This is a genomic window from Belnapia mucosa, from assembly GCF_016775475.1.
In the GTDB taxonomy this organism is placed as follows: Bacteria; Pseudomonadota; Alphaproteobacteria; order Acetobacterales; family Acetobacteraceae; genus Belnapia; species Belnapia mucosa.
In genome coordinates, this window is the sequence record NZ_JAEUXJ010000005.1 from 195,293 (window position 1) to 220,772 (window position 25,480).

The 25,480-nt window shown below is 72.1% G+C and carries 25 protein-coding genes; 13 read left to right on the forward strand and 12 right to left on the reverse strand.

The features are described from left to right. Nucleotides 1–118 precede the first annotated feature (118 nt). A complete protein-coding gene (locus JMJ55_RS14420) occupies nucleotides 119–1,732 on the forward strand; it encodes a hypothetical protein (RefSeq protein ID WP_202826260.1) in 1,614 nt (537 codons plus the stop codon). 10 nt (nucleotides 1,733–1,742) lie between these two features. On the opposite strand, the gene JMJ55_RS14425 is transcribed toward JMJ55_RS14420, so the two are convergent. Next, nucleotides 1,743–2,567: a cell envelope integrity EipB family protein gene (locus JMJ55_RS14425; RefSeq protein WP_236033710.1), complete on the reverse strand. Its 825-nt coding sequence runs from the start codon at nucleotides 2,565–2,567 to the stop codon at nucleotides 1,743–1,745. A gap of 29 nt (nucleotides 2,568–2,596) precedes the next feature. Further along, nucleotides 2,597–4,399 (reverse strand): aspartate--tRNA ligase, encoded by a 1,803-nt coding sequence (gene aspS, locus JMJ55_RS14430; RefSeq protein ID WP_202826261.1) that lies wholly within the window; start codon nucleotides 4,397–4,399, stop codon nucleotides 2,597–2,599. A gap of 122 nt (nucleotides 4,400–4,521) precedes the next feature. On the opposite strand from aspS, the gene rnd reads away from it, so the two are divergent. Then, nucleotides 4,522–5,703, forward strand: coding sequence for a ribonuclease D (gene rnd / locus JMJ55_RS14435; RefSeq protein WP_202826262.1), 1,182 nt, complete (start codon nucleotides 4,522–4,524; stop codon nucleotides 5,701–5,703). Nucleotides 5,704–5,805: 102 nt separating this feature from the next. Here the strand turns inward: rnd and JMJ55_RS14440 are convergent, their stop codons facing one another. From JMJ55_RS14440 to JMJ55_RS14455, 4 genes are read right to left on the reverse strand one after another with little or no spacing between them, the layout of a single operon-like run. Further along, nucleotides 5,806–6,072 carry an acylphosphatase gene (locus JMJ55_RS14440; protein WP_202826263.1) on the reverse strand — a complete coding sequence of 89 codons (267 nt, stop codon included), beginning with the start codon at nucleotides 6,070–6,072 and terminating at the stop codon, nucleotides 5,806–5,808. Further along, nucleotides 6,069–6,782: an ATP12 family chaperone protein gene (locus tag JMJ55_RS14445; RefSeq protein ID WP_202826264.1), complete on the reverse strand. Its 714-nt coding sequence runs from the start codon at nucleotides 6,780–6,782 to the stop codon at nucleotides 6,069–6,071. The genes JMJ55_RS14440 and JMJ55_RS14445 overlap by 4 nt, the downstream gene beginning before the upstream one ends. Nucleotides 6,783–6,784: 2 nt before the next feature. Beyond that, the gene (locus tag JMJ55_RS14450; RefSeq protein WP_202826265.1) at nucleotides 6,785–9,331 is read right to left on the reverse strand and encodes an AsmA family protein; all 2,547 of its coding nucleotides are present in this window, start codon (nucleotides 9,329–9,331) and stop codon (nucleotides 6,785–6,787) included. Nucleotides 9,332–9,351: 20 nt separating this feature from the next. Continuing rightward, a complete protein-coding gene (locus JMJ55_RS14455; protein WP_202826266.1) occupies nucleotides 9,352–10,341 on the reverse strand; it encodes an RluA family pseudouridine synthase in 990 nt (329 codons plus the stop codon). 101 nt (nucleotides 10,342–10,442) lie between these two features. Between JMJ55_RS14455 and JMJ55_RS14460 the strand changes: the two genes are divergently transcribed. Further along, nucleotides 10,443–10,883, forward strand: coding sequence for a septal ring lytic transglycosylase RlpA family protein (locus tag JMJ55_RS14460; protein WP_202826267.1), 441 nt, complete (start codon nucleotides 10,443–10,445; stop codon nucleotides 10,881–10,883). On the opposite strand, the gene JMJ55_RS14465 is transcribed toward JMJ55_RS14460, so the two are convergent. Continuing rightward, complete coding sequence (locus tag JMJ55_RS14465; RefSeq protein WP_202826268.1) at nucleotides 10,880–12,238, reverse strand: replication-associated recombination protein A; 1,359 nt, start codon at nucleotides 12,236–12,238, stop codon at nucleotides 10,880–10,882. The two genes, JMJ55_RS14460 and JMJ55_RS14465, sit on opposite strands and share 4 nt — an antisense overlap. Nucleotides 12,239–12,275: 37 nt before the next feature. On the opposite strand from JMJ55_RS14465, the gene JMJ55_RS14470 reads away from it, so the two are divergent. From JMJ55_RS14470 to JMJ55_RS14480, 3 genes are all read left to right on the forward strand, one after another. Beyond that, the gene (locus JMJ55_RS14470; protein WP_202826269.1) at nucleotides 12,276–13,238 is read left to right on the forward strand and encodes a Bug family tripartite tricarboxylate transporter substrate binding protein; all 963 of its coding nucleotides are present in this window, start codon (nucleotides 12,276–12,278) and stop codon (nucleotides 13,236–13,238) included. 76 nt (nucleotides 13,239–13,314) lie between these two features. Next, on the forward strand, nucleotides 13,315–14,013 hold the full coding sequence (locus JMJ55_RS14475; protein ID WP_202826270.1) for an SDR family oxidoreductase: 699 nt from the start codon (nucleotides 13,315–13,317) through the stop codon (nucleotides 14,011–14,013). Between the two features lie 44 nt (nucleotides 14,014–14,057). Continuing rightward, nucleotides 14,058–14,747, forward strand: coding sequence for an RraA family protein (locus JMJ55_RS14480; RefSeq protein WP_202826271.1), 690 nt, complete (start codon nucleotides 14,058–14,060; stop codon nucleotides 14,745–14,747). On the opposite strand, the gene JMJ55_RS14485 is transcribed toward JMJ55_RS14480, so the two are convergent. Next, on the reverse strand, nucleotides 14,731–15,939 hold the full coding sequence (locus JMJ55_RS14485) for a tetratricopeptide repeat protein (RefSeq protein ID WP_202826272.1): 1,209 nt from the start codon (nucleotides 15,937–15,939) through the stop codon (nucleotides 14,731–14,733). The genes JMJ55_RS14480 and JMJ55_RS14485 overlap by 17 nt on opposite strands. Nucleotides 15,940–16,186: 247 nt before the next feature. On the opposite strand from JMJ55_RS14485, the gene JMJ55_RS14490 reads away from it, so the two are divergent. Then, nucleotides 16,187–16,348: a hypothetical protein gene (locus JMJ55_RS14490; protein WP_202826273.1), complete on the forward strand. Its 162-nt coding sequence runs from the start codon at nucleotides 16,187–16,189 to the stop codon at nucleotides 16,346–16,348. Nucleotides 16,349–16,355: 7 nt separating this feature from the next. Here JMJ55_RS14490 and JMJ55_RS14495 read toward each other — a convergent pair whose 3' ends face one another. After that, nucleotides 16,356–16,886, reverse strand: coding sequence for an RNA polymerase sigma factor (locus tag JMJ55_RS14495; protein ID WP_236033711.1), 531 nt, complete (start codon nucleotides 16,884–16,886; stop codon nucleotides 16,356–16,358). Between the two features lie 156 nt (nucleotides 16,887–17,042). Next, nucleotides 17,043–18,713 carry a formate--tetrahydrofolate ligase gene (locus tag JMJ55_RS14500; protein WP_202826274.1) on the reverse strand — a complete coding sequence of 557 codons (1,671 nt, stop codon included), beginning with the start codon at nucleotides 18,711–18,713 and terminating at the stop codon, nucleotides 17,043–17,045. 87 nt (nucleotides 18,714–18,800) lie between these two features. On the opposite strand from JMJ55_RS14500, the gene JMJ55_RS14505 reads away from it, so the two are divergent. Both JMJ55_RS14505 and JMJ55_RS14510 read left to right on the forward strand, forming a co-directional pair. Then, complete coding sequence (locus JMJ55_RS14505; RefSeq protein ID WP_202826275.1) at nucleotides 18,801–19,007, forward strand: DUF1289 domain-containing protein; 207 nt, start codon at nucleotides 18,801–18,803, stop codon at nucleotides 19,005–19,007. An 86-nt stretch (nucleotides 19,008–19,093) separates the two neighbouring features. Next, nucleotides 19,094–19,747, forward strand: coding sequence for an OmpW/AlkL family protein (locus JMJ55_RS14510; RefSeq protein WP_202826276.1), 654 nt, complete (start codon nucleotides 19,094–19,096; stop codon nucleotides 19,745–19,747). A 66-nt stretch (nucleotides 19,748–19,813) separates the two neighbouring features. Here JMJ55_RS14510 and JMJ55_RS14515 read toward each other — a convergent pair whose 3' ends face one another. After that, nucleotides 19,814–20,929, reverse strand: a complete 1,116-nt coding sequence (locus tag JMJ55_RS14515) for a 2-aminoethylphosphonate--pyruvate transaminase (RefSeq protein WP_202826277.1) — start codon at nucleotides 20,927–20,929, stop codon at nucleotides 19,814–19,816. A 12-nt stretch (nucleotides 20,930–20,941) separates the two neighbouring features. After that, entirely contained in the window at nucleotides 20,942–21,586 is a 645-nt protein-coding gene (locus tag JMJ55_RS14520) for a DUF1194 domain-containing protein (RefSeq protein WP_202826278.1), read from the reverse strand. A gap of 70 nt (nucleotides 21,587–21,656) precedes the next feature. Here JMJ55_RS14520 and JMJ55_RS14525 point away from each other — a divergent pair, with 70 nt between their 5' ends. Genes JMJ55_RS14525 through JMJ55_RS14540 form a run of 4 tightly spaced genes read left to right on the forward strand, consistent with a single transcriptional unit; the run spans nucleotide 21,657 to nucleotide 25,459 of the window. Then, nucleotides 21,657–22,613: a Bug family tripartite tricarboxylate transporter substrate binding protein gene (locus JMJ55_RS14525; RefSeq protein WP_202826279.1), complete on the forward strand. Its 957-nt coding sequence runs from the start codon at nucleotides 21,657–21,659 to the stop codon at nucleotides 22,611–22,613. A gap of 33 nt (nucleotides 22,614–22,646) precedes the next feature. Continuing rightward, nucleotides 22,647–23,420 carry an endonuclease III domain-containing protein gene (locus JMJ55_RS14530; RefSeq protein WP_202826280.1) on the forward strand — a complete coding sequence of 258 codons (774 nt, stop codon included), beginning with the start codon at nucleotides 22,647–22,649 and terminating at the stop codon, nucleotides 23,418–23,420. Nucleotides 23,421–23,447: 27 nt separating this feature from the next. Beyond that, nucleotides 23,448–24,659, forward strand: coding sequence for a CaiB/BaiF CoA transferase family protein (locus tag JMJ55_RS14535; protein ID WP_236033712.1), 1,212 nt, complete (start codon nucleotides 23,448–23,450; stop codon nucleotides 24,657–24,659). Next, entirely contained in the window at nucleotides 24,656–25,459 is an 804-nt protein-coding gene (locus JMJ55_RS14540) for an enoyl-CoA hydratase (RefSeq protein ID WP_202826281.1), read from the forward strand. The genes JMJ55_RS14535 and JMJ55_RS14540 overlap by 4 nt, the downstream gene beginning before the upstream one ends. Nucleotides 25,460–25,480: the final 21 nt, after the last annotated feature.

A 25,480-nucleotide genomic window follows, 5' to 3' on the forward strand; every position in this document is an offset into this window, starting at 1 on the left:
ACCAGGGGGATGCAGCGCTGCACACAGTTCGGTCATCCCATCCATCATCGGGTTGCTGCGGTGCAGTGCGGCATGAGATTGCCCATTCTCGATAGCATCCTGCATGGAGTGGGACAGCATGGATGATGTAACGACGCGGCCCTGGCTGCGCTGGATGGCTTGTCTCGGCGCGCTGCTGGTATTGCTCATGCCGCTCTTCGTCACCGATATGCCGCCCCTTCTGGATTATCCGAATCATCTGGCCCGGACGTATCTTCTGGCCTTCGGCGAGAACGATCCGGTCTTATCCCAAATCTATGCTCAACATTGGGATATCATACCGAACCTCGCCATCGACGTGATCCTTACCGGCCTGGTGAAGGTGCTGCCCGTCTATATCGCCGGGCGGGTGATGCTCGGCCTGATCCTGCTGCTGAACTACGCTGCCATCATCCTCTACAGCCGGTCGGTCTTCGGGCGCTGGTCCTGGTGGCCGGTGGCAGGCGCGCTGATGGGCTATCATGCGCTGTTCCTGATGGGCTTCATGAACTTCCAGGTCGGCATCGCGCTCGCCATGCTGACCGCGGCCGGCTGGAATTGGGGCCGCGAGCGCTGGCCGGTGGCGACCGTCATTGCGACGGCTATCGCGGCGACGCTGGTCTTCTTCTGCCACATCTTCGGCCTGGTCTTCTGCGCCGTGCTGATCGGCTCGCGCGAGCTGCTGGCGATGGCCGGGCGGCTGGAGCGGCGCGACTGGTCCGGGCTGGCGATGCGCGCCCTGGCCGTCGGCCTCGTCTTCCTGCCCTCGGCGCTGCTCTACCTGAATGCCAGGCTGGCGGGGGCGGATGACGGCAAGATCACCTGGGTCTCGGCCTGGCGGAAGCTGGCGAACCTGGCCGAGCCCTTCGTCAACTACTACGCCGCCTTCGACAAGCTGACGGCGCTGGCGATCTTCGGCCTTATCATCGCCTGCCTCGTGCTGCGCCGGCTGCGGCTGCACCGGCCGAGCATCCTGGCAGCGGCGATCTGCTTCCTGTTCTACCTGGCGATGCCGGCGACGCTGAAGGAAGCCTCCTTCATCGATGCGCGCTTCCCGGTGATGCTCGGCATGCTGCTTTTTGCCGGGACGCTGCCGCGGCTGCCGCGGCGCCCCGCCCAGGCGGTCGGCTTTGCGCTCGCCGCGCTGTTCCTGGTGCGGATGGGCATCGTCGCCTCGGTCTGGTCCGGCCAGCAGCGGGACATCGCCGATATCCGCCACAGCATCGCCCCGGTGGAGCCCGGCGCGCGGGTGCTGGTGGCGACCGTCGATCCCGAGACCAACCCGGACTTCTGGCGCAACCATGGGCGGCGCCTGGTGATCGCCGATTTCTGCCGCACCGACCAGCATCTCGGCTCGCTGCTGACGATCGAGCGCCATGCCTTCTGGCCGGGCGTCTTCACCCATGCCAGCCAGCAGCCGCTGCGCGTGCTGCCGCCCTATGAGGCGCTGTCGGAGCCGGCCGGCTACCTGCCGGATGTGCAGGTGCTCGACATGACGGTGAAGCCGCCGCGCAACATCGAGCGGCCGCCCTACATGACCGACTGGCCGGAGCATTTCGACTATGTGCTGCTGCTGGTCGCCGGCGGGGCGCAGGAGCTTCCGGCCTGGGCGGCGGACCGGCTGGAGCCGGTCAACCGCACCACCATGGCGGCGCTCTACCGGGTGCGGCCGGCGACGCGGCTGGCCGCGGGGCACCCGCAGGCCAGCCGGTAAGGCAGTCGGATCAGCAGGGGTTGGGGAGGACCGCCAGCTCCTGCATCCGGCCGTTCACGCTGAACTCGCCGAATTCCATCTTCAGCTCATCCGCCACGCCGTTCTCGTAGTAGCGCAGTCCGACCTCGTAATCGGGCGCGCTGGCGCCGCCGGGGCTGCCGCCGGCCGGGCTGTGGTCGAAGAAGGCGATGCGCATGCGGGCGCTGCCGAGAGGGGCCAGCGCCGGGAAGCGCTCATTCGCCTGCGGCGTCTGCCAGGCCTGCAGCACGCTGGTGGTGTCCTGCGCGCCATCCGGGCTGGTGCCGTCGAAGAGCGGCACGACCAGCAGCCGCTGCCCGGCGCGGGAGGCGGCGAGGGTCCGGATCGTGTGCAGCATCGGCAGCAGCGTGCCGGGCGGCAGCGGCACCTCCTTCGCCTCGGGCGCGGTGTAGCGCACCCGGCCACCCTCCGGCGTCACCTCCGCCTCTCCGGCGACGCGCTGCGAGACCGCGCCCTGGCTGGTCTGGGTGAGGGAGAAGCGGATGCTCCGCCCATCCTTCGTCTCATAGGTCGAGTAGTCGGAGGCGGTCTCGACCTCGGTGCCGTCGCGGTCGGTCAGCGTCAGCTGGAAGCGCTGCCGCGTGGCCCAGCCATCGCAGGCATCGACCACCTCATACAGCATCGCGCCCTCGGCCCGGGTGATGTCCGAGCCGTCGCGCACGCGGTCGAGGGTGAGGCGGTAGGCGGCGCGATGGCCGACCATCGCCTCCACCCCCGGCTCCGCGGCGCCGGGGACGCCGGGCGCCACCCCGATCGCGAGGCAGGCGGCGGCGAGCAGGGAACGGCGCAGCGGCATCACTCTGTCCTTCGAATCCACCGCCCCATCTAGGACGCCTTGGGCGCCGCCGCAGCCCCCTTGGCGGGGGGCAGGTCCGGGCGGATGTGCAATTCCTTGAGCCTGGCGGGCTCGACAGTGGAGGGCGAGCCCATCATCAGCTCCTCCCCCTGCTGGTTCATGGGGAAGAGGTTGACCTCGCGGAGGTTCGGCTCCTCGGCCAGCAGCATGACGATGCGGTCGATGCCCGCGGCCATGCCGCCGTGGGGCGGGGCGCCGTAGCGGAAGGCGTTCAGCATGCCGCCGAACCGCTCCTCCACCGCCTCGGGCGGATAGCCGGCGATGCCGAAGGCGCGCACCATGATCTCCGCCTTGTGGTTGCGGATGGCGCCCGAGGCCATCTCGTAGCCGTTGCAGACCACGTCGTACTGGTAGGCCGGGATGGTCAGCGGGTCCTGGTTCTCCAGCGCCTCCATCTCGCCCTGCGGCATGCTGAAGGGGTTGTGGCTGAAATCGACCTGGCCGGTCTCCTCGTTCAGCTCGTAGAATGGGAAGTCGGTGATCCAGCAGAAGCGGAAGCCGGTCTTCTCGGAGAGGCCGAGGTCATGGCCGAGCTTGAGCCGCGCCTGGCCAGCGAGCTTCGCTGCCTCGTCCCGCTTGCCGGCGGCGAAGAAGACGGCGTCGCCCGCCCCGAGGCCGCAGGCCTCGCGGATCGCTGCGGCGCGGTCCGCCTCGAGGTTGCGGGCGATCGGCCCCTTGGCGCCCTCGGCGTCGAAGGTGATGTAGCCGAGGCCGCCGGCGCCCTGCTCGCGGGCCCATTCGTTCATCTTGTCGAAGAAGCTGCGCGGGTTGCCCGCGGCGCCCGGCGTCGGGATGGCGCGCACCACGCCGCCCGAGGCCGCGATCTTGGCGAAGAGGCCGAAGCCGGAACCGGCGAACTGCTCCGTCACGTCGCGGATCACCAGCGGATTGCGGAGATCCGGCTTGTCCGAGCCATAGTCGAGCATCGCCTTCGCATAGGGGATGCGGACCCACGGGCCGCCATCCACATGGCGGCCCTCGGCGAAGCGCTCGAAGGTGCCGCGGATCACCGGCTCCATGGTGGTGAAGACGTCTTCCTGCGTGACGAAGCTCATCTCCACGTCGAGCTGGTAGAACATCAGCGTCCGGTCGGCGCGGCCGGCCTCGTCGCGGAAGCAGGGGGCGATCTGGAAGTAGCGGTCGAAGCCGGCCACCATCGTCAGCTGCTTGTACTGCTGCGGCGCCTGCGGCAGGGCGTAGAACTTGCCGGGATGCAGGCGGGCCGGCACCAGGAAGTCCCGCGCGCCCTCGGGCGAGGAGACGGTCAGGATCGGCGTCTGGAATTCGTTGAAGCCGACGGCGATCATCCGCTCGCGGATGTCCTGGATGATATGCGCACGCAGGATCATATTCCGCTGCAGCCTCTCCCGCCGCAGGTCGAGGAAGCGGTAGCGCAGCCGCATCTCCTCCGGATAGTCCTGCTCGGCGGCGATCTGGAAGGGCAGCACCTCGGCGGTGGATTGCACCGTGAGCTCGCGGACGCGCAGCTCGATTGCGCCGGTCGGCAGCTTCGGGTTCACCGTGCCCGCCTCGCGGTTCACCACCTCGCCGGTCACGGTGATGACGCTTTCGGGCCGCAGCCGGTCCGCCATCTCGAAGACGGGCGAGCCTTGCGCCACCACGCACTGCGTGAGGCCGTAATGATCGCGCAGGTCGAGGAAGAGCAGCCCCCCATGGTCGCGCTTCCGGTGCACCCAGCCGGACAGGCGCGCGGTGCTGCCGGCATCGGCGGCGCGGAGGGCACCACAGGTATGGCTACGATAGGCATGCATGGGACTGGGGACCTGCGCTGGCAATCGAAGCGCCCGTAAGAGGGGGCCGGGGCCGGTCCTGTCAAGCGGCGAGGAACCGGCATCGGCTTTCCCCGCGCCCCGCACGGGTCTAGAAGCGCCCCATGAGCCGCCGCCCCTCGCACGATACCGAGCCCGCCCTGGTCACCACCTCCGAGGCCCTCGCCGCCCTCTGCGAGCGGCTGCGCGGTGAGAGCTTCGTTACCGTCGATACGGAATTCATGCGGGAGAGGACCTATTGGCCCGAGCTCTGCGTGATCCAGCTCGGCGGGGAGCGGGAGACCGCGGTAGTCGATGCGCTGGCCCCCGACCTCGACCTTGCGCCGCTCGGCGCCCTGCTGGCGGACCCGGATGTGGTCAAGGTCTTCCACGCCGCGCGGCAGGATGTGGAGATCTTCCTGCTGAAATTCGATGCGGTGCCGACCCCGCTGTTTGACACCCAGGTGGCGGCCATGGTCGCGGGCTTCGGCGACCAGGTGAGCTATGACCAGCTCTGCCGGTCGCTCGCCGATGCCCAGATCGACAAGGCCCACCGCTTCAGCGACTGGGCGGCGCGGCCCCTCTCCGCCTCGCAGATCGCCTATGCCGCGGCCGATGTCACCCATCTCCGCCGCATCTATGTGGCCCTGCGCGAGAGGCTGGAGCGCGAGGGGCGGATGGACTGGGTCGCCGAGGAGATGGCGGTGCTCAACCGCCCGGAGACCTACCGGACCGATCCCGAGAGCGCCTGGGAAAGGCTCCGCCCCCGCACCAGCAACCGGCGCTTCCTCGGCATGCTCCAGGCCATCGCCGCCTGGCGGGAGCGGGAGGCGCAGCGGATCAACATCCCCCGCCAGCGGCTGGTGAAGGACGAGACCCTGCTGGAACTGGCCGCGACCGGCCCGGAAAGCGCCGCCGACCTCGCCCGGGCGCGCGGCATCTCGGAAGGCTTCGCCAAGGGCCGCAGCGGCGCCGGGCTGCTCGCCGCCATCAAGGCCGCCAAGGGGCTGCCGGATTCCGCCCTGCCTGAGGCGCCGAAGGACCGGCACGGCCCGCCCCCCTCCCCGGCCCTGGTCGCGCTGCTGAAGGTGCTGCTCGCCGCCAAGTCCGAGGAACACCATGTCGCCCCCAAATTGCTCGCCAATAGCGAGGATCTGGACCGGCTGGCGACCGAGGCGAACCCTGACCTGCCTGCCCTGCAGGGCTGGCGGCGCGAAGTCTTCGGCGAGGCGGCGCTGGCGCTGAAGGGGGGCCGGCTGGCCCTCGGCGTCGAGGGACGGCGGGTGAAGCTGATCCCGGCCGGATAGAGCGTGATCGCCGAAGGCTGGAACGGCCGGAGGCGTGAATCACGCGACCAAGCATAAGCTGGGCCATGCTCCGCGATTACCGGATCGCGGAGCATGGCCCAGTCAGCGCTGGTCGAAGCCCTCGGCTTCGGGCATGTCGGAGAAATCCTCCTGGATGTGGTCCACCCGGGCCAGTATCGGGCCGCGGCGGCAGGCGGTCAGCAGGGCCTGCACGGCCGGCTCCGGCCCCGCGACCACCGCCTCCACGCTGCCATCGGGCAGGTTCCGCACCCAGCCGCTGAGGCCGAGGCGCCGCGCCTCCCGCACCATCCAGGCGCGGTAGCCGACGCCCTGGACCCGGCCCTCGATCCGGAGGCGCCGGGCGTTCATCCCCCACCCCCCGCGAGGGCCAGCAGCCGCGCCGCCACCGCCACCTCGCCGGCGATGCGGATCCGGCGCTCCCGCGCCTCCTCGTCGAGGCCCCAGAATTCCTCCTGGAAGGTCTCATCCAGGATGGCCAGCCGATGCGCCTCCGCCGCCTCCAGCCGGCCGAGCACCACGGCGAGGCCGAGGATCAGGCTGCCGAAGGCCGGGACCAGCACGCCGAGCGAGGCCAGCTCGATCGGGCTGCGGGCAGCCAGGGTGGCGCGCAGCGCGGCCAGCGCCGAGGCCTCCTGCGGGACCGGCATCAGCCCGGCCGTGACCCGGAGCGGCGCATCGAGCTGCAGGGCGGCCCAATCCAGCACCGGCTGCCATTCCACCGCCTGCCGGGCGGCCAGCTGCGGATCCTCCGCCCGGTAGCAGAGCAGGTCGGTCTCGCCATAGCGGGCGAGGCCGGTGACCATGGCCTCCGGCTCGGGCGCGATCCTCTCCTGCGCCGTGCCGACCAGGCGGGTGAGCGGCATGTCGTTCATGCTCATCTCGCCGCCCTTGGCGCCGCCGCCGGCCTCGGCCCATTCGCCGGCGATCGCCTCGGCCAGCCGCGCCGGGCCGACCACCAGGGGGGAGCCGCCCGGCAGCCGCACCGGCCTGCCATCCAGCACTACGCCGAAGCCGCCCGGTTGCGGGACCATGGCAGCGCTGTCCCAGAAACGCTTCATCACTACCTCCCGCGGCCGAACAGGCCGCGCAACAGATCCCCGGCCGGACCGGGCAGCGCATCGCGCGCCTGGGCCGGGGCGGGGCGTTCGAAAGCCGGGCCGGGGGCGGGGCCCGGCTGGTTGCCGCGGGCGATGGCGAGCTGCGACTCGCAATCCGGCAGCGCCGGCCCACCGGCACCCAGCGCCCCGGCCAGGGATTGCAGCCCGCGATCCGGGCTGTTCTGCAAAGATAGGAAGGCACCCAGCCCGCCCGCCACCGCCGCCTCGGGCGAAACGCCGATGCGCGGCGAACGCATCGTGCCGGCGACATTCACCGGCGCCCGCAGCTCGATCCCGCCCAGGCGGAGATCGGGCAGCAGGCGGAAGGCCAGCGCCTCGGTCTTGAGGTTCAGCCCCCCCTCGCCGCCCATCCGGCCGAGCGCGCTGTCCAGCAGCAGGGTGCGGGACTGGGCCATGCCGTCCTCCGCCGCGAGGCGGAGGGCGAAGCAGCGCAGGGCCACATCCCGCCCGCCCTGGCCGGGCGGCAGCAGCATCTTCCGCAAGTCGCCCGGCAGCGCCTCGAGCAGGCTGCCCGAGAGGGTGCCGCGCACCAGCGACAGGCCGAGATGCCCATGCGCGCTGCCGGCCACCGCCCGCAGATCCTCGCCCCGGCCGCGCAGATCGGCATCGAGGCCGAGCAGGCCGGTCACCTGCGGCGGCCGGCCGAGCGCCGCCAGCAGCGGCGCGAGGTCGAGCCCCGGCGCCTGCGCCGCGACCTGCACGGTGGGCGGCGCGCTGGTGAGGTCGGCCGCGGCGCGCAGATTCAGCGGGCCGCCGGACAGGGTGGCGGTGAAGGGGTCGAGCCAGGCCTTGCCGTCCTGGATCACCAGCCGCAGCGCCACCTCCTTCGCCGTGACGCCGCCCGCGATCAGGCTCGCCACCGTCCAGCGCAGGTCGCTGTCGATGATCCGCATCGCCTCCAGCGGCAGCTTCACATCGGGGATCAGCCGCGCATCGCGGGCCGGCGGCGGGCCGGCCGGCGCCGTGGCGGCCGGGGCCGCAGGCGGCGGGCGCAGCGCATCGAGGTCGATCCGCTGCGAGGCGAGGCTGCCGGCGAAGCCCTGGCGCTGCCCGATCACATAGGTCAGCTCGCCCGCCGCATCGGCCGCCGAGGAGGTCAGCCGGAAGCCGCGCAGGAAGGCGCCGGCGGCGAAGCCGGGGCCGCGCTCGGCCACCCGCGCCTCCACCGCCAGGTCCTTCACCGGCGGCAGCGGCGTGCGGGCCAGCGGCGCCAGGGCGGCGAGGTCCGGCACCCGCAGCGCCACCGCGAGATCGACCCCGGTGCCGGCGCGCGGATCGGCGATGGCACCCTTCGCACTCGCTTCCGCCGCGCCGAGGCCAAGCGTCAGGTCCACCGGCCAAGGCTGCGCCGGGGGGGCCAGCAACGCCGCGGGGGCGCCGACCGAACCAGCGAGGCGCAGCGGCATCCCCTCCAGTGCCGCCTCCGCCGAGAGGGCGAGCGGCGCATCCTGCCGCGGCAGGCTGGCCTCCAGCCGGCCGAGGCTGAGCCCCGGCAGCACCGCATCCAGCGGCGCCGCGCCGAGGGTGAGGCGCAGGTCGCTGACCGCCGGAATGCGCCCGCCGGAATCGGCGAGGCGGGTGGTCAGGGCGAGGTCGCGCAGCGGCGGCAGCGGCGCATCGGGCAGCAGCGGCGCCAGCCGGGCCAGTTCCGGCACCTTGGCATCGACCGCCAGCTGCCAGCCGGCGGCCTGGAGCGGCTGGGCAATGCTGCCCTCGGCCGCGATCGTGGCCCCCGCCGCCTCCAGCACCAGCCGCAGCGGCCAGGGCGCGCCGCCGCCGGTGAGCGCGGCGAGGGAGCCGGTCTCGCCGGCCAGGGTGAAGGGGGCGCCATCCAGCGCGAAGCGGCCGGAGAGGCGGAGCGCGCCGTCATCGCCGGTGGCGCGGGTCTCGAATTGCGCGATCTCCAGGCTGCGGGCAGCGCCGGTCTGGCCGTTGCGCCAGCCGATCCGGCCCTCGGTTAGCTCCACCCGGTCGACCGCGATGCCGAGCCGGCTGCCGGCATCCCGGGCCGCGCTGGCCGGGGCGGCGGCATTGCCGGGGGCGGCGGGCGCCGGGGCGGGGCTGCCGGGCGGGGCGAAGGCCCAATTCGGCCGGCCCTCGGCATCCGTCTCCAGCAGGATGTCGGGCGCCTGCAGCGCCAGCCGCCGCACCTCCACCCGGCGGGAGAGCAGAGGCAGCAGGGCCAGCTCCACCTCCACCCGGCGGATGGTCGCCATCTGCGGCCGGCTGCCGCCCGGGGCATTGGCCAGCGCCACGTCCGAGAGCGTCAGGGTCGGGACCAGGGCGGGCTTCACCCCGATCGGCCCGCCGAGGGTGAGCGCCCGCCCGGTCGCCGCCTCCACCGCCGTCTGGATGCGCGGCTTCAGGCTGTCCGGGTCGAAGGCCAGCAGCAGCCAGGCGAGGCCCGCCGCCGGCAGCAGCACCAGCAGGGCGAGAGCAAGGAGGCCCCAGCGCAGCCAGCGGCGGGGGCGGCGGGGGGTATCGGGCATCGGCAGAGTCTCCTCGGGGCTCAACGCCGCGCGGGCGGCACCAGTCGCCTGGGCTTCGGCGCGCGGGGCGCCTCGAAGCCGAAAAAGGCGAAGGTGTCCTTCATATGGGGTGGCAGGTTCGCCGCTGCCTCCAGCACGCCGCCATCCGGATGCGGCAGGCGCAGCGCCCGGGCATGCAGGTGCAACTCGCCCGAGAGCCCATCGATATGCGCTGCCCCGCCGCCATACTTGCCATCGCCGAGGATCGGGGTGCCGAGCCCCTCGGCGCAATGCACGCGGAGCTGATGGGTGCGGCCGGTCAGCGGCCGCAGCTCCAGCCAGGCGGCGCGGCCGCGGGCGGCATCGACGGTGGTGAAATCGGTGATGGCGCGGCTGCCCTCATTCGGGTCGTCCAACGCCACCATCCGCTCGCCGCGCGGTCCCTCCTGCTTGGCGATGGCGATGTCGATGCGGCCATCCTCCAGGGCGGGCTGCGGCACCACCACGGCCCAATAGGTCTTCTCGACGCCGCGGCCGCGGAATTCCCGCGCCAGGAAGGCCGCCGCCGCCGGCGTGCGGGCCAGCAGCAGCACGCCGGAGGTGTCGCGGTCCAGTCGATGCACCAGGCGCGGCCGGTCCTCGGAGCCGAAGCGGAGCGCATCCAGCATCCCGTCCAGGTGCCGGGTGATCCCCGGCCCGCCCTGCACCGGCAGACCATGCGGCTTGTCGAGCACGATCACGCTCTCGTCCCGGTGCAACACCAGGCGTTGCAGCATCTCGGCATCTTCGGGCGAGACCGGGCGCTCGTCCGGTGCCGGCGGCGGGCCGTCCGGCAGGGGCGGGATGCGCACCTCCTGCCCGGCGGCGAGGCGGGTCTTCGCCTCGGCCCGGCGGCCGTCGATGCGGATCTGGCCGGTGCGCAGCATTTTCTGCAACGCGCCCTGGGTGAGCTGGGGGAAGTGGCGGCGAAACCAGCGGTCGAGGCGCGTATCCGCCTCCGCCTCGGCCACGATCCGGGTCTGGATGGTCATGCGCGGGCACTTAGCACGGCCGGGGCGGGGCGGGCGAACCCGGCGGCGGTGAACTCTCGGCGCGCCCGGGCGTAATGTATGCCATGACACGGATAGCAGCGATGGCCGCGGGGGCGGCCCTCTTGGTCCTTGGTGCCGGAACCCCGGACCTTCTCCCTTCTGCCCAGGCCGCCGAGCGCGGTCATCACGCAACCCAGCAGCAGCGCGCCGCGCAGGCGCGGCCGCAGCGCGGCACTGCCAGCTACTACGCACCGCGCTTCAATGGCCGGCGCATGGCCAATGGCGCGCGCTTCAACCCGCGCTCCAACGCCGCGGCGCACCGCACCCTGCCGCTTGGCACCACCGCGCGGGTGACCAACCTGGAGAATGGCCGCACGGCCGAGGTGAAGGTGGAGGATCGCGGTCCCTATTCCCGCGGCCGCATCATCGATCTCAGCCCGAAGGTCGCGGAACAGCTGGAGATGAAGGAACAGGGCACCGCGCCCGTGGTGGTGCAGCCGGTGCAGGTGCCCGACCGCAACGAGCGGGTGGCCCAGCGCTAACCCTTCTTCCGCCTCTCCTCCCGCAGCGCCGCCCAGCGTTCCAGCCGCTCGCCGATCGCAGCCTCCGCGCCGCGATCGGTCGGGCGGTAGAAGGCGCGGCGGCGCAGGCCGTCGGGGAAGTAGTCCTGGCCTGAGAAGCCCTCGGCCTCGTCATGGTCGTAGGCATAGTCGCGGCCGTAGCCGAGATTCTTCATCAGCCGCGTCGGCGCGTTGAGGATGTGCTTCGGCGGCATCAGGCTGCCGGTCTCGCGCGCCGCGCGCTGCGCCTCGCCCCAGGCGACATAGACGGCATTCGACTTGGGCGCGGTGCCGAGATGGACGACGAGCTGGGCCAGTGCCAGCTCCCCCTCCGGCGAGCCGAGCCGTTCATAGGTTTCCCAGGCGGCGATCGCCAGCGGCAGGGCGCGGGGATCGGCCATGCCGACATCCTCGGCGGCGAAGCGCGTGAGGCGGCGGGCGATGTAGCGCGGATCCTCGCCGCCCTGGATCATCCGCGCGAACCAATACAGCGCCGCATCCGGGTCCGAGCCGCGCAGCGACTTATGCAGCGCCGAGATGAGATTGTAGTGCTCCTCCCGGTCCTTGTCGTACAGCGCCGCGCGGCGCGCCAGCAGGTCGCCAAGTGCCGCTGAATCGAGCGGCGCCTGATCCGCCGGCAGGGCCAGCAATTGCTCCGCGAGGTTCAGCAGGTAGCGCCCGTCGCCATCCGCCATGGCGCGCAGGCTGGCCTGCGCCGCGGGGTCGAGCGGCAGGCCGCGTCCCGCCTCCGCCGCCGCCCGGTCCAGCAGCAGGTCGAGCGCCGCATCATCCAGCCGCCGCAGCACCAGCACCTGGCAGCGCGAGAGCAGGGCGCCATTCAGCGCGAAGCTCGGATTCTCGGTGGTGGCGCCGACCAGGGTGACGGTGCCGTCCTCCACCACCGGCAGGAAGCCGTCCTGCTGCGCCCGGTTGAAGCGGTGGATCTCGTCGACGAAGAGCAGCGTCCCCTGCCCCGCGCGGCGCCGCTGCCGCGCCTCGTCGAAGGCGCGCTTGAGGTCGGCGACGCCGGAGAAGACGGCCGAGAGCTGGACGAAGACCAGCCCGGCGCGTTCCGCCAGCAGCCGGGCGATGGTGGTCTTGCCCACCCCCGGCGGCCCCCAGAGGATCAGCGAGGCCAGCGCGCCACGCGCCAGCATGCGGGTCAGCGCCCCCTCCGGCCCGACCAGGTGGTCCTGGCCCACCACTTCCTCCAGCACGCGTGGGCGCAGCCGGTCGGCGAGCGGACGGGGGCCGGCGGGCTGCTCGGCCGCGGGCGGGGGCGGGGCCGCCTCGCCGAAGAGATCGGCGGGCGGTTCGTTGTGTCGGCGTGGGGCCATCACGGGCAGTATAGGCCGAGCCTGGAGAGGATGCGCGATGCCTGCCCCGATCCCCCGCCGCGGCCTTTTGGCTTCCCTGCTCGCCACCCCGGCGCTGGCGCAGCCGGCTTGGCCGCAGCGGCCGATCCGGGTCGTCGTCGCTTGGCCAGCGGGGGGCAGCGTGGATGCGCCGATGCGCCTGCTCGCCGGGCCGATGCAGGCGGTGCTCGGCCAGCCAGTGGTGATCGAGAACCGGGCCGGCGCGGCGGGCTCGATCGGCGCCGCGGCGGTGGCCCAGGCGGCGCCGGATGGGCATACCCTGCTGGCCGATGCCTCCACCCAGGCGGTCAACCCGGCGCTGATGCATGGGCTACCCTTCGACTATGCCACGGCCTTCGCGCCGGTGACGCAGCTCACCCGCGGCCCCGGCCTGCTGGTGGTGCGGGCGGATGGACCGGCCAGCCTGGAGGCGCTGCTGGCGCGGCTGCGCGGCGCCGGGCCGCCGGCGCCCTATGCCTCCTCCGGCACCGGCACGGGGTCGCATTTCGCCGCGGTGACGCTGCTGCGCCAGGCGGGCGTCGCGGCGGTGCATGTGCCCTATCGCGGCAGCCCGGCCCAGGTGCAGGCCGTGCTCACGGGCGAGGTGCTGTTCAGCTTCGTCAGCATCCCCGCCGCGGCCGGGCTGGTGCAGGATGGCCGGCTGCGGCCGCTGGCCGTCTCCGGCCCGCGCCGGCTGGCCGGCTTCCCGGCGGTGCCGACCGTCGCGGAACAGGGTTTCCCGGGCTTCGCCCCGACCGAATGGCAGGCGATCTTCGTCCCCGCCGGTACGCCGGAGCCGGTGATCGCCCGGCTGGCCGAGGCGGCGCATACCGGGCTGCGGGATCCGGCGGTGCAGGAGAGGCTGACCGGGCTCGGCCTGGAGGTGGTCGGCGAAGGCCCGGCGGCGCTCGCCGCCTTCCTGGCGGAGCAGCGGGTGAAGCTGGCGGCGCTGATCGCCGCCGAGGGGATCAGGATCGACTGAGGCCCGATCCCGCCCTGTTGATGCATCGCCCCGGCCGCTGATTTCTTGGGCGCGGATGACGACAGGAGGACCGGCGATGGATGGGCGCGTGGCATTGGTGACAGGCGGGGCGCGCGGCATCGGCCGGGCGATCGCGGCACGGCTGGCCGGGGATGGCTGGCGGGTGGTGATCGCCGACCGCGAGCCGGCCGAGGGGCTGCCCGGCCGCCTGGTCCAGGCCGATGTGGCCGAGGAAGCCGCGGTGCGCTCGCTGGTCGAGGGCATCGCCGCTCGGGAAGGCCGGCTCGATGCCCTGGTCTGCAACGCCGGCTTCATGATCCGCAAGCCGATCGCGGCGCTGAGCCTCGATGAATGGAACGCCGTGCTCGGCACCAACCTGACCAGCGCCTTCCTGCTCGCCCGCGCCGCCGAACCGCTGCTGCGCGCGGCACGCGGCGCCATCCTCACCATCGCCTCCACCCGGGCGCATCAGTCGGAGCCGGATACCGAAAGCTACAGCGCCTCCAAGGGCGGGCTGCTGGCGCTGACCCATGCGCTGGCGATCAGCCTCGGGCCGGAGGTGCGGGTGAACTGCATCAGCCCCGGCTGGATCGACACCCAGGGGGAGGCGCTGCGGCCCGAGGACCATGCCCAGCACCCCACCGGCCGGGTCGGGCGGCCGGAGGATGTGGCGGCGCTCGCCGCCTGGCTGCTCGGGCCGGAAAGCGGCTTCGTCACCGGCGCCGAATTCCTTACCGATGGCGGGATGACACGGAAGATGATCTATGCGGAATAGGCGTCGGGGGCGAAGCTGCGGGCCACCATCCAGGGAGGCCCGCCATGCTCGACAACCCGCCGCTGCTGACCATCCATCGTGGCCATAAGCGTCCCTCGCCCGCGCTGCTGGACCGCTTCCGCGGTGCCCAGACCTCGCATCTGGTCGATGCCATGGAAGGGCGCGGCGCGATGCATTGGCGGATCAAGCCGCTCGATCCCGACAATGCCGCCTTTGTCGGCCCGGCGCTGACCGCCTTCACCTATCCGGCCGATATCCTCGGCGTCTATGGCGCGCTGGGCGAGGCGGAGCCGGGCGATGCGATCGTGGTCGCCAATGACGGCTATATGGGCGCCGCGGTGATCGGCGACCTGGTCGCCGGCATGATGAAGAACAAGGGCGTCGCCGCCTTCGTCAGCGAAGGCCCAGCGCGCGACAAGGCCGGGATTCTCGCCACCGGCCTGCCGCTTTTCGCCGGCGGCGTGGTGCCGACCTCGCCAGCGGCCAATGGGCCGGGCGTGACCGGCGCGCCGATCACCTGCGGCGGGCTGGCGGTGCGCTCGGGCGATATCGTGGTGGGCGATGCGGATGGCGTGGTGGTGGTGCCGCTGGAGCGGGCCGAGGCGGTGCTGGCCGCCCTCGACGCCGTCCGCGCCGCCGAAGCCAAGGCCATCGCCGCGGTCGAGGGTGGCGCCATCGACAATGAGAAGCTGCGCCGCCTGATGCTTCAGGCCCGGATCATCGAGGCCGGCTGAGGACGAAGAGGGCGCCGGCGACGGGCACGCCCCGCTCGGTCCGCAGCGCCGCCTCGCGCCGGGCGACCGGGGCGAGGCCGGCTTCGGCCGCCAGCGCCGCCACATGCGCCGGGTCGTGGCGGTAGCGCATCGCCTCGCCCAGGGCGAAGGGCGCCCCCTCCCCAGCCTCGACCGAGAAGAGGGCGAGGCCGCCCGGGGCGAGGGCGCCGGCGATGGCGCGGAGCGCCGGCCCGAGATCGCCGAGATAGTTCAGCACATCGGCGGCGGCGATCAGCTCGAAGCCAGCCGGCCGGCCGGGCAGCCAGTCCAGCAGGTCGGCCTCGTGCAACGCGTCATAGAGGCCCCGGCGGCGTGCCTCCGCCAGCATCCGGGGCGAGAGGTCGAGCCCTTCCAGCCGCCGGGCGAAGGGCGCCAGCGCCGCGCCCGAGAGCCCGGTGCCGCAGCCGAGATCGAGCACCCGGAGGGCCCGGCGGGGCGGCGTGCCCGATTCCTCCAGCAGCCGCGCCAGCAGGGCGGGCGTGGCATAGGCGAGGCGCCCGGTCAGCTCCGCCTCGAAGCGGGGGGCGAATTGGTCGAAGAGGTCGCGCACATAGGCGGCCGGCGCCCGGTCCGGCGCCGGGCCATGGCCGAGCGCGGCCAACAGGAAGTGTGCCTGCCCCGCCAGCGCCGCATCCCCGCCGGCCCGGTCGAGCGCGGCTTCGGCCGCGGCGGCGGCGCCCTCCGCATCGCCCGATTCGCGCCGGGCATGGGCCAGGGCCAGCAGCGGCTCCGGCGCCGCCGGCTGCAGCCGGGCCGCCGCGTCCAGCGGGGCCAGCGCGGCGCCGGGGTCGCCGAGGGCGCAGAGCGCTTGGCCCAGATTGCGGAGCGTCACCGGATCCTCCGGCCGGCGGGCCAGCGCCGCCCGCAGCGCCGCCACGGCCTCCGGCAGGCGCCCGGCCTCGGCCAGGGCGGCGCCGCGATTGGCGAGGAAGGCCGGCACCTCCGGCCCCGCCGCCAGGGCCCGTTCGGTATGGCGCAGCGCCCCGGCCACATCCCCCCGCTGCCGGGCCAGGACGCCGAGCAGGTTATGCGCATTCGGCTCGCCTGGGCTGTGGCGCAGCACCTGGCGATAGAGACGTTCGGCACCGGCGAGGTCGCCCCGGGCATGGCGGGCGGCGCCGTCCTGGAGCAGCGCGACGGGATCGGGGGGCATGGCGCCAATCTGGCGGGGCGGCTCGGCTGCCGCAATGTCACCCGCGCGCCACAGTCGAACGGCCAATGCGCCGATCACAATCCAGTGCTTGCGAAAAGGTAACCACACCCATAGGTTGAACCCGACCGGGCCGAGCATCCCGGGCCGGAACCCCCGCCCGATGTCCACCAAGCCACACTCCGCCGACACCTCACATCAGGCGGAACCCAGCGGTGCCTTGAACTCTTGTTCATCGATGCAGACCGCGATGACGACCACCCTTCCTCGCCCCCCTGCCTCCGCCCAGCTGGACGATGCGGCCCTGGATGCGCTGCTGCGCCGCTCGCTCTCGGCCGCCCATGACTGGGTGCTGAAGGCGCCGGTGCCGGAACGGCTACTCCGCGTGCTGGACGGCCGGGCGCAGGGCTGAACGGGGTTCAGTCCTCGTCCTCCGACCCGCCGGGTGTGGGCGGGGCGCCGATGCTTTCGCGCAGCGCCTCCCGCGCGCGGGAGAGGCGGGAGCGCAGCGTGCCGGGCGGCACGTTGAGGATGCGCGCCGCCTCGGCATAGTCGAGCCCCTCCACCACGACCAGCCAGAGCGCCTCGCGGTGGATATGGGCCAGCCGACGGAAGGCATTGGCCACGTCCCGCATCGCCTGCCGCTCCTCCTGCCCGCCGGAGACGGGGGATTCGGGCAGGGTATCCGAAGGCATGATCGGGCTGCGCGCCGCCCGCCGGGCCGCCGCCGCCCGCGCATGACGGAGGATGGTGAACAGCCAGGCACGCAGATTGGTTCCAGCCTCAAACTGGTCGCGGGCGGCGATGGCCCGCAACAGCGTCTCCTGCACCAGATCATCCGCCGCGTCGCCGCTCCGCGTCAGCACGCGGGCAAAGCGTCGCAGGCGGGGAATCTCGTCAGCAATCGCGGTTGCGAAGGCGTCCGCCGCGGGCGCCTTTTCCTGATGCATGCTGTGCCGGCAACCCCCAAGAAACGTGGCTCTGTGTTCGGGGGCGGACACTAGCCGAAGCGCGGGCGGAGGGGGACGCGGACGGAGACACCCTTGCGTGTATACCCAGGCCCCCGGATGCACGCTTGCGTAAGCTCACGCATCGGCGGTGTGGCGTCAGAACAAGCCCTCGATTTCGCCCTCGACATTCAGGCCAATGGTCTCCGCCGCCGGCCGCCGCGGCAGGCCGGGCATGGTCATGATCTCGCCGCAGATCGCGACCACGAACCCCGCCCCGGCCGAAAGCCGCACCTCGCGCACCGGCAGCACATGCCCCTCCGGCGCGCCGAGCGCGGTGGGGTCGGCGCTGAAGCTGTATTGCGTCTTGGCGATGCAGACGGGGACATGGCCGAAGCCCTGCTCCTCGAAGCGCTTCAGCCGGGCCGCGACGGGGCCGGGGATCTGGACATCGGAGGCCCGGTAGATGCGCTGCGCGATGCGGCGGATCTTCTCGGCCAAGGGCAGCGCGGGCTCATAGAGCGGGACGAAGCGCGCCTCGCCGGCCTCGATGCGGCGGAGCACCGCCTCGGCCAGCGCCGTCGCGCCGGCCGCGCCATCGGCCCAATGGGTGCAATGCACGGTCTCGGTGCCGAGCGCCGCCATCGCCTCCCGCACCGCCGCGATCTCGGCCGGGGTGTCGGTTGTGAAAGCGTTCAGCGCGACAACCACTGGCAGGCCGAAGCCCTGCATATTCTCCACATGGCGAGCGAGGTTGACCACGCCGCGCCGCAGCGCCGCCACATCCTCCCGCCCCAGATCGGCCTTGGCGACGCCGCCATGCATCTTCAGCGCCCGCACCGTGGCGACGACGACGCAGGCCGAGGGTGCAAGGCCGGCGGAGGGGCATTTGATGTCGAGGAATTTCTCGGCGCCCAGATCAGCGCCGAACCCCGCCTCGGTCACCACCAGCTCCGCGAGCGAGAGGCCGAGCCGCGTGGCGGCGACGCTGTTGCAGCCATGCGCGATATTGGCGAAGGGCCCGCCATGCACCAGCGCCGGGGAGCCTTCCAGCGTCTGCACCAGGTTCGGCGCGAAGGCATCGCGCAGCAGCGCCGCCATCGCGCCATCCGCCTTCAGGTCGCGCGCCGTGACCGGTTGCCCGTCCCGCGTGCTGCCGACGATGATGCGGCCGAGCCGCGCCTGCAGGTCATCCAGGTCGCGCGCCAGGCAGAAGATCGCCATCACCTCGGAGGCGACGGTGATGTCGAACCCGTCCTCGCGCGGGAAGCCATTGGCGACGCCGCCCAGCGAGGCGACGGTCGAGCGCAGCGCCCGGTCATTCATGTCCATCGCCCGCCGCCAGGCGATGCGGCGGGTGTCGAGGCCGAGCGCGTTGCCCCAATAGATATGGTTGTCGATCATCGCCGCCAGCAGGTTGTTGGCAGCGGTGATGGCGTGGAAGTCGCCGGTGAAATGGAGGTTGATCTCCTCCATCGGCGCCACCTGCGCCTTCCCGCCGCCCGTGGCACCGCCCTTCACGCCGAAGCAGGGGCCGAGCGAGGGCTCGCGCAGGCAGATCATGGTCCGCCGGCCGATCGCATTCAGCGCATCGCCGAGGCCGATGGTGGTGGTGGTCTTGCCCTCGCCGGCCGGGGTCGGGCTGATGCCGGTGACGAGGATCAGCCGGCCGGCCGCGCCCTCGGTCCGGCTGCGGGCGTAGCGCTGGTCGATCTTGGCCTTGAACCGGCCAAAGGGAATCAGCGCCTCCTCCGGGATGCCAGCGCGCGCGGCGATGGCGTCGATCGGTTGCAGCGTCGCGGCCCGCGCGATCTCGAGGTCGGTTGCCATGGCGCCTCACCCTTCCGGTTCACGCCACGCGCTTATCGTCCCCCGGTTGGCCGTGCAAGCCGCCCTGAGGGGCCCATATGGTGGGGCATGGCAAGCCCCTGCATCGATATCTGCAAATACGACGAGGAAACCGGCTGGTGTCTCGGCTGCGGCATGACGCGGAAGGACAAGAAGCATTGGAAGAAGGAGAAGGAGCGGCGGCCGGAGATCCGCACCGCGCTGCCGGACCGGCTTCTGGCGCTGGCCGCGGCGGGGCATCGCACCGGAGAAAAAGCAAAGCGCAAGAAAGCTTGATCGTACGCAAAGCGCACCATCCCGGCCGGGCCTAGGGTCCGCGCAGGCGGCACGGACCGCCGAACACGGATGTGAGTGCGAGTGCGATGACCAGGATCGGGCATGGGCTGGCGGCCGCTGCGGTGGCGCTGGCGGCGATGACGGGCGTGGCGCAGGCCGAGGATGGCGTGCGCGGCAAGCAGGCGGGCGACATCGTGCTGGGCTTCGGCGCGATCGGCGTGCTGCCGAGCAATGGCGGCCATGTGGACGCGATCGGCGGCCGTCCGCATGCCAGCAACAGCGCCAGCCCGCAGCTCGACATCTCCTACTTCATGGTGCCGCAGGTCTCGCTGAACCTGATCGCGGCCAGCACGCAGCATGATGTCAGCGTGCGCGGCTCGGCGCTCGGCAATCTCGATCTCGGCCATGTCTGGGTGCTGCCGCCGACCCTGACCCTGCAGGTGCATCCCTTCCCGCAGGCGCGGCTCAGCCCCTATGTCGGCGCCGGCATCAATGTGAGCTTCTTCTATGGCGAGGGCGGGCGCCGCACCGCGCCGGTGCAGAAGGTCGTCGTCGATACCGCGCCCGGCTTCGCCTTCAATGCCGGCATCGACTACGAGATCTCGCCGCATTGGCTCGCCAATATCGACGTGAAAAAGCTGATCCTGCGGCCGGAGGCGAGCGTGAATTCCGGGCTGCTGCACGCCCGCGTCAATCTCGACCCCTGGGTGGTCGGCGCCAGCGTGCGCTACCGCTTCTAAGAATATCCTCGAGACTGCGCCGCAGGGCGCAGTCTCGAATGGCGGCAGCGGTTCAAACCCTTGGCGTCAGGCGGCTTCGCGCTGCCTGACGCCAAGCGCGTCCAGCGCGCCGCCGATGGCCGCGACCGCGCCGCGCATGTCATCCGGCGTGATGGCGCCGATGCAGCCGATGCGGAAGGTCGGCACCTTGGTGTTGTGGAAATTGCTGATCAGCACGCCGCGCGCCTTCAGCGCATCGACGAAGGGCTGCAAGGCGAAGGCCGGATCGGCCGGCTGGTGGACCGTGAGGATCACCGGCCCCTGGTGCCGTGCGTCCAGATAAGGGGTGAGGCCGAGCGCCTGCACGCCGTCGCGCAGCACCCGCATATTCTCCCGGTAGCGGGCGAGGCGCGCCGGCTGCCCACCCTCGGCGGCATAGATCCCGAGCGCAACCTGGAAGGCGGCGAGCGCCTGCACCGCCGGGGTGAAGCGGAAGCTGCCCCAGCCGGCACGCAGCGCATGCTGGTAGACATCCGAGAGATCGAAGGACCAGGACCCGGCATTGCCGGCGGCCGCCGTCACGCTGTCGATCCGCGCCACCGCGAAGCCGATTCCCGGCAGCCCCTCCAGGCATTTGCCGGAGGTGAAGAGCACCGCATCGATCTCGGGATGCGCCGCGAGATCGACCGGCAGGGCACCGAAGGCGGAGACGCTGTCGAGGATCAGCCGGCGCCCGGCGGCGCGCACCGCGGGGCCGATCACCTCCGGGTCGTTGACGATGCCGCTGCCCGTCTCATGGTGGACGATTGCCACATGCGAGATGGCAGGGTCGGCGGCCAGCGCCGCGCTGATCTCCTCGGCGGTCACCGGGCGCGTATCCGGCCCTGGCAGGGCGACGACCTGCCGCCCGGCCTCGGTCGCCAGGCGCAGGGCGCGGTCGGCATAGGAGCCGTTCTGGGCGATCAGCAGCTTGCCCCCGGCCGGGACGAAGGTGCGGATGGCCGCCTCCATGATGAAGTGGCCGCAGCCCTGCAGGGGCAGGGTGGCATGCACCCCCTCCTGCCCGCCGGCGATGGCGCGGACCTGCTCGCGGATCGCAGCATAGGTGGGACGGAAGTCATTGTCCCAGGGGGCGATGTCCTGGGCCATGGCGGCACGGGTCTCGGGACGGGTCTGCACCGGGCCGGGGATCAGCAGCAACATGAAATCGCACCTTCAAACCACCGCGAGAGATACCCCATTGCGGCGGGAGAGGAGAAGGCCGCCGATCTCCCGCCGCAGCTTTTCCCGCATCGCCGCGGCGAAGGCGGCATAGTCCGGGCAATCCATGGCGAAGCTTCCCGGGCCGCCGATCACCTCCCGCGCATAGTGGTCCAGCAGGTCCGGCTCCTCGTTCAGCACCGCGAGGCCGTTGATGGTGACCCCGGCCGCGACGCCGAGATCACGCACCGGCCCCGGCTCCCGCCCCCGGTTGTTCCGCCCATCGCCCGAGACATCGAGGGCGAGGCGGTTGGCCTCGGCCGGGCAGCGGGCCAGCAGGGCGAGGCCGGCCACCATCCCCTCGCCCAGTGCCGTGGCACCCGGCTGCGGCAGGCGCGGCGCCGCCTCCAGCGCATCGGCGAAGGCCCCGGCGGCGCCCGGCCCGTCCAGGCGCATCCAATCGACCGCGAGGTCGCTGCCGACCGACCAGAACAGCGCCGTGGCGGCGATCGCTCCGCGCGGCCCGCCGGCGCAGGCGACGGCGATGCCGGGGTCGCGGAAGGCGGCGGCCAGCCCGCCGATCATCAGGCCGAATTCGTCGTAATCGACGCTGGCCGAGACATCGATGGCGAGGCAGAGGGCGAGGTCCACGGGCTCCATCCACCGGTGATAGCGCGGGGCGGAAGCCTGTCCCTATAGTGTGCGCCGCAACACGGAGCGCCTCCCCGCCATGCGACGCCGCGCGCTGCTGACGACGCCCCTGCTCGCCGCCCCGGCCCTGGCGCAGCCCGCCTGGCCGAACCGGCCGATCCGCGCCGTCATCCCCTATACGCCGGGCGGCGCCACGGATGCGATGTCGCGGCTGGCGGCGCAGAAGCTCTCGGAACGGCTCGGCGTGCCGGTGGTGCCGGAGAACCGGGCGGGCGGCAGCGGCACCGTGGGCGGCGTCGCGGTGGCCGGGGCGCTGCCTGATGGGCATACCATCCTGCTCACCGCCTCCATCCATGTGATGGCGCGGGGGGTGCTGAAATCCGTCCCCTATGACCCGGTGGCGGATTTCACCCCCATCGCCCGGACCGGCCAGGGACCGCTGCTGCTGCTGACCAATCCCGGCCGGGCGGAGGCCGATATCCCCGCCGTCATCGCCGCCGCCCGGCGGGAGCCGGCGCGGTGGAGCTTCGGCCTCTCCTCCCTCGGCGCCGCGGGCCATCTCGCCTCGATCGAGTTCAACCGGCTGGCCGGGCTCGACATCCCGATGGTGCCCTATCGCGGCTCCGCCCCGGCGCTGGCCGATATCGCGGCGGGCAATGTGCAGCTGATGCTGGACCCGATCCTCGCCGCCCTGCCGCTGGCGCGGGGCGGCCAGGCCCGGGCGCTGGCCATCACCCGCGCCACCCGCAGCCCGATTGCGCCGGAGATTCCGACCGCGGCCGAGGCGGGGATGCCGGGCCTGGAATTCTTCTCCTGGTATGGCGTCTGGGGCCCGCGCGGCCTGCCGGGGGAGATCGTCGCCCGGATGAATGCGGCGCTGCGCGAGGGGCTGGCGGAGCCGGCGGTGGTGCAGCGCCTGGCCGAGCTCGGCTTCGAGCCGGTGCAAGAGAGCCCAGCAGAGTTCGCAGCGTATATCGCGGCGGATCTCGCCCGGAACACGGCGCTGCTGCGGGCGGCGAATTTCCAGCCGGAATAGGCATCCGGCGGGGGCCGCGGCCGTTCAGGTGCGATGGCCCGGTCCCTGCTGCCCGATCCCACGAAACGCGCCCTGGCGCTCGAGGCGCACCGGCTGCTCTGCGCCGAATATGGCTGTCCGGTGAACTACTTCCACGCCCTCGACCCGCTCTCGGAGCTGGTCTCCTCCCTCCTCTCGCACCGGACCAAGAACCGCGACAGCGCCCGCGCCTTCCAGGGCCTGCGCCAGGCCTTCCCCGATTGGGAGGCGGTGCGGGACGCCCCGGTCGCGGCGGTCGAGGCCGCGATTGCCGGCGTCACCTGGCCTGAGGCCAAGGCGCCCGCCCTGCAACGCACGCTGCGGGCACTGACCGAGCAGCGCGGCGGCCTCGACCTCTCGCATCTGGCGGGGATGACGGATGCCGAGGCCGCCGCCTGGCTGGCGGCCCTGCCGGGGGTGGGGCCGAAGACGGCGGCGGCCGTGCTCTCCTTCAGCAGCCTCCGCCGCCGGGCCCTGCCGGTCGACAGCCATCACCACCGGGTGGCGGCGCGGCTCGGTCTGATCCCGGCCTCGCTGCCGGTCGGGCCGGCCCATGCGGTGCTGGCGGCGCAGCTCCCGGCGGAGTGGGACGCACAGCAATTCTACGACAACCACCAGATGATGATGCGCCACGGCCAGCGCTGCTGCTTCTTCCGCGGCCCCGCCTGCGGCCGCTGCGTGCTGCGGGAGATGTGCCCGGAAGGCCAGGCCCGGCTGGCGCGGCCCACAACAGACCCCATGGGCGACCCCTTCGGCCCCTCCCTGGCCCTGCCGCCCAACCCGGCCTAGTCTCGCCTTCCGTCCAGGGAGGAGCAGATGCCGGAAAGCCCGATCGACCCGAAGCTGATGGCCGAGACAAGGCTGCCGCTCGCCGGCATCCGCGTGCTGGACCTCACCCTGGCCCGCGCCGGCCCGACCTGCGTGCGGCACCTGGCCGACTGGGGCGCCGATGTCATCCGCATCGAGCCGCCGACCAGCACCGACGGGCTGGGCGGGCCGCGCGACGGCTTCGACAGCGTGAACCTGCACCGCAACAAGCGGGGCGTAGCACTCGACCTGAAGAACCCGGCCGGGCATGCCGCCTTCCTCAAGCTCGCCGCCACCGCCGATGTGGTGGTCGAGAATATGCGGATGCAGGTGAAGCACCGGCTGAAGATTGCCTATGAGGATCTGGCGCCGCTCAACCCGCGCCTCGTCTATGCCTCCATCTCCGGCTTCGGCCAGACCGGGCCCTATTCCAAGCGCGGCGGCGTTGACCAGATCGCCCAGGGCATGGGCGGGCTGATGAGCATCACCGGCGAGAAGGGCCGCGGCCCGATGCGCGTCGGCATCCCGATCAACGACCTGACCGCGGGCAACCTGCTGGCCTTCGGCGTGATGCTGAAGCTGTTCGACCGGGAGCGGACCGGGCGCGGCGGCTATGTCCATACCTCGCTGCTGGAAGCCCAGGTCTTCATGCTGGACTTCCAGGCCAGCCGCTACCTGATGGATGGCGAGGTCGCCGGCCAGGCGGGCAATGACCACCCCGTCAACATCCCGATGGGCGTCTTCCCGACCAGCGACAAGCCGATCAACATCGCCGCCTCCTCGCCCAAGCTCTGGACCAATTTCTGCAAGGCGGCGGGGCATGAGGAATGGCTCGCCGTCCCCGAATGGCAGACCGCGGGGGGCCGCAGCCAGGACCGCGCCCGGGTCAATGCCACCATCGCCGCGGTGACGCAGACGCAGTCCAGCGAGTGGTGGATCGAGCGGCTGGAGGAAGCCGGCATCCCCTGCGGCCCGGTGAACGACATCGCCGAGGTCTTCGCCGACCCGCAGGTGCAGCACCTGGAGATGGCGATGCCGATGCATCACCGCCGGCGCGGCGACATCAACATCGTCGCCAATCCACTGAACATCGAAGGCATGGAAACCGGCGTCACTCGCGACGTGCCGGAGTTGGGCGAGCACGGGGCGGAGGTGCTGGCGGAAGCCGGGCTCTCGCCCGAGGAGATCGCCGATTTGAAGGCCAAGGGGGCGCTCGGATGAGCCAGATGGAATTCGCCGCAGGGAAGATCCTCGCCAGCAGCGAGGGCGGTGTCGGCCGGGTGGTGTTCAACCAGCCGGAAAAGCGCAACGCCATGTCGGTCGATATGTGGACCGGCCTGAGCGAGGCGCTGGACCTCTTCGCCGAGGATGCCTCCGTGCGCTGCGTCGTCCTGCAAGGCGCCGGCGACAAGGCCTTCGTCAGCGGCGCCGACATCTCGCAGTTCGAGAAGGTGCGCAACAACGCCGATGCGCAGAAGGAGTACGACAAGCTCACCTCCGCCGGCCGCCGCAAGCTCTCGACCTATGAGAAGCCGGTGATCGCGCAGATCCGCGGCTTCTGCATGGGCGGTGGCCTGGGCATCGCCATGTCCACCGATATCCGCATCGCCTCCGAGGACAGCCAGTTCGCGATCCCGGCGGCGAAGCTCTCCATCGCCTATGGCTTCGACATGGTCCGCGCGCTGGTGGACCTGGTCGGCCCTGCCCATGCCCATATGATCCTGATGACCGGCGAGCGCTTCGACGCAAGCGAGGCGGAGCGGATCGGCCTGGTCAACCGGGTGGTGCCGGTCGATCAGCTCGATGCCACGGTCGCCAAGCTGACCGCGACGCTGGCCTCCAACGCCCCGCTCTCGCTCCGGACCAACAAGATGACGGTCAAGGCGGCCTGCGCCGACCGCTCGGACCGCGACATGGCGAAGCTCCAGGCCGCGATGGCCGCCTGCTTCGACAGCAACGACTACCGCGAGGGACGCCGCGCCTTCATGGAGAAGCGCAAGCCCGCCTTCACTGGCAGCTGACCGCGTAGCCTTCTCCCAACG

Excerpts from the sequence above, each read along its gene's own strand:
- JMJ55_RS14420 (WP_202826260.1), top strand. The coding sequence starts at position 119 with ATGGATGATGTAACGACGCGGCCCTGGCTGCGCTGGATGGCTTGTCTC.
- JMJ55_RS14425 (WP_236033710.1), bottom strand. The coding sequence starts at position 2,567 with ATGCCGCTGCGCCGTTCCCTGCTCGCCGCCGCCTGCCTCGCGATCGGG.
- aspS (WP_202826261.1), bottom strand. The coding sequence starts at position 4,399 with ATGCATGCCTATCGTAGCCATACCTGTGGTGCCCTCCGCGCCGCCGAT.
- rnd (WP_202826262.1), top strand. The coding sequence starts at position 4,522 with ATGAGCCGCCGCCCCTCGCACGATACCGAGCCCGCCCTGGTCACCACC.
- JMJ55_RS14440 (WP_202826263.1), bottom strand. The coding sequence starts at position 6,072 with ATGAACGCCCGGCGCCTCCGGATCGAGGGCCGGGTCCAGGGCGTCGGC.
- JMJ55_RS14445 (WP_202826264.1), bottom strand. The coding sequence starts at position 6,782 with ATGAAGCGTTTCTGGGACAGCGCTGCCATGGTCCCGCAACCGGGCGGC.
- JMJ55_RS14450 (WP_202826265.1), bottom strand. The coding sequence starts at position 9,331 with ATGCCCGATACCCCCCGCCGCCCCCGCCGCTGGCTGCGCTGGGGCCTC.
- JMJ55_RS14455 (WP_202826266.1), bottom strand. The coding sequence starts at position 10,341 with ATGACCATCCAGACCCGGATCGTGGCCGAGGCGGAGGCGGATACGCGC.
- JMJ55_RS14460 (WP_202826267.1), top strand. The coding sequence starts at position 10,443 with ATGGCCGCGGGGGCGGCCCTCTTGGTCCTTGGTGCCGGAACCCCGGAC.
- JMJ55_RS14465 (WP_202826268.1), bottom strand. The coding sequence starts at position 12,238 with ATGGCCCCACGCCGACACAACGAACCGCCCGCCGATCTCTTCGGCGAG.
- JMJ55_RS14470 (WP_202826269.1), top strand. The coding sequence starts at position 12,276 with ATGCCTGCCCCGATCCCCCGCCGCGGCCTTTTGGCTTCCCTGCTCGCC.
- JMJ55_RS14475 (WP_202826270.1), top strand. The coding sequence starts at position 13,315 with ATGGATGGGCGCGTGGCATTGGTGACAGGCGGGGCGCGCGGCATCGGC.
- JMJ55_RS14480 (WP_202826271.1), top strand. The coding sequence starts at position 14,058 with ATGCTCGACAACCCGCCGCTGCTGACCATCCATCGTGGCCATAAGCGT.
- JMJ55_RS14485 (WP_202826272.1), bottom strand. The coding sequence starts at position 15,939 with ATGCCCCCCGATCCCGTCGCGCTGCTCCAGGACGGCGCCGCCCGCCAT.
- JMJ55_RS14490 (WP_202826273.1), top strand. The coding sequence starts at position 16,187 with ATGACGACCACCCTTCCTCGCCCCCCTGCCTCCGCCCAGCTGGACGAT.
- JMJ55_RS14495 (WP_236033711.1), bottom strand. The coding sequence starts at position 16,886 with ATGCATCAGGAAAAGGCGCCCGCGGCGGACGCCTTCGCAACCGCGATT.
- JMJ55_RS14500 (WP_202826274.1), bottom strand. The coding sequence starts at position 18,713 with ATGGCAACCGACCTCGAGATCGCGCGGGCCGCGACGCTGCAACCGATC.
- JMJ55_RS14505 (WP_202826275.1), top strand. The coding sequence starts at position 18,801 with ATGGCAAGCCCCTGCATCGATATCTGCAAATACGACGAGGAAACCGGC.
- JMJ55_RS14510 (WP_202826276.1), top strand. The coding sequence starts at position 19,094 with ATGACCAGGATCGGGCATGGGCTGGCGGCCGCTGCGGTGGCGCTGGCG.
- JMJ55_RS14515 (WP_202826277.1), bottom strand. The coding sequence starts at position 20,929 with ATGTTGCTGCTGATCCCCGGCCCGGTGCAGACCCGTCCCGAGACCCGT.
- JMJ55_RS14520 (WP_202826278.1), bottom strand. The coding sequence starts at position 21,586 with ATGGAGCCCGTGGACCTCGCCCTCTGCCTCGCCATCGATGTCTCGGCC.
- JMJ55_RS14525 (WP_202826279.1), top strand. The coding sequence starts at position 21,657 with ATGCGACGCCGCGCGCTGCTGACGACGCCCCTGCTCGCCGCCCCGGCC.
- JMJ55_RS14530 (WP_202826280.1), top strand. The coding sequence starts at position 22,647 with ATGGCCCGGTCCCTGCTGCCCGATCCCACGAAACGCGCCCTGGCGCTC.
- JMJ55_RS14535 (WP_236033712.1), top strand. The coding sequence starts at position 23,448 with ATGCCGGAAAGCCCGATCGACCCGAAGCTGATGGCCGAGACAAGGCTG.
- JMJ55_RS14540 (WP_202826281.1), top strand. The coding sequence starts at position 24,656 with ATGAGCCAGATGGAATTCGCCGCAGGGAAGATCCTCGCCAGCAGCGAG.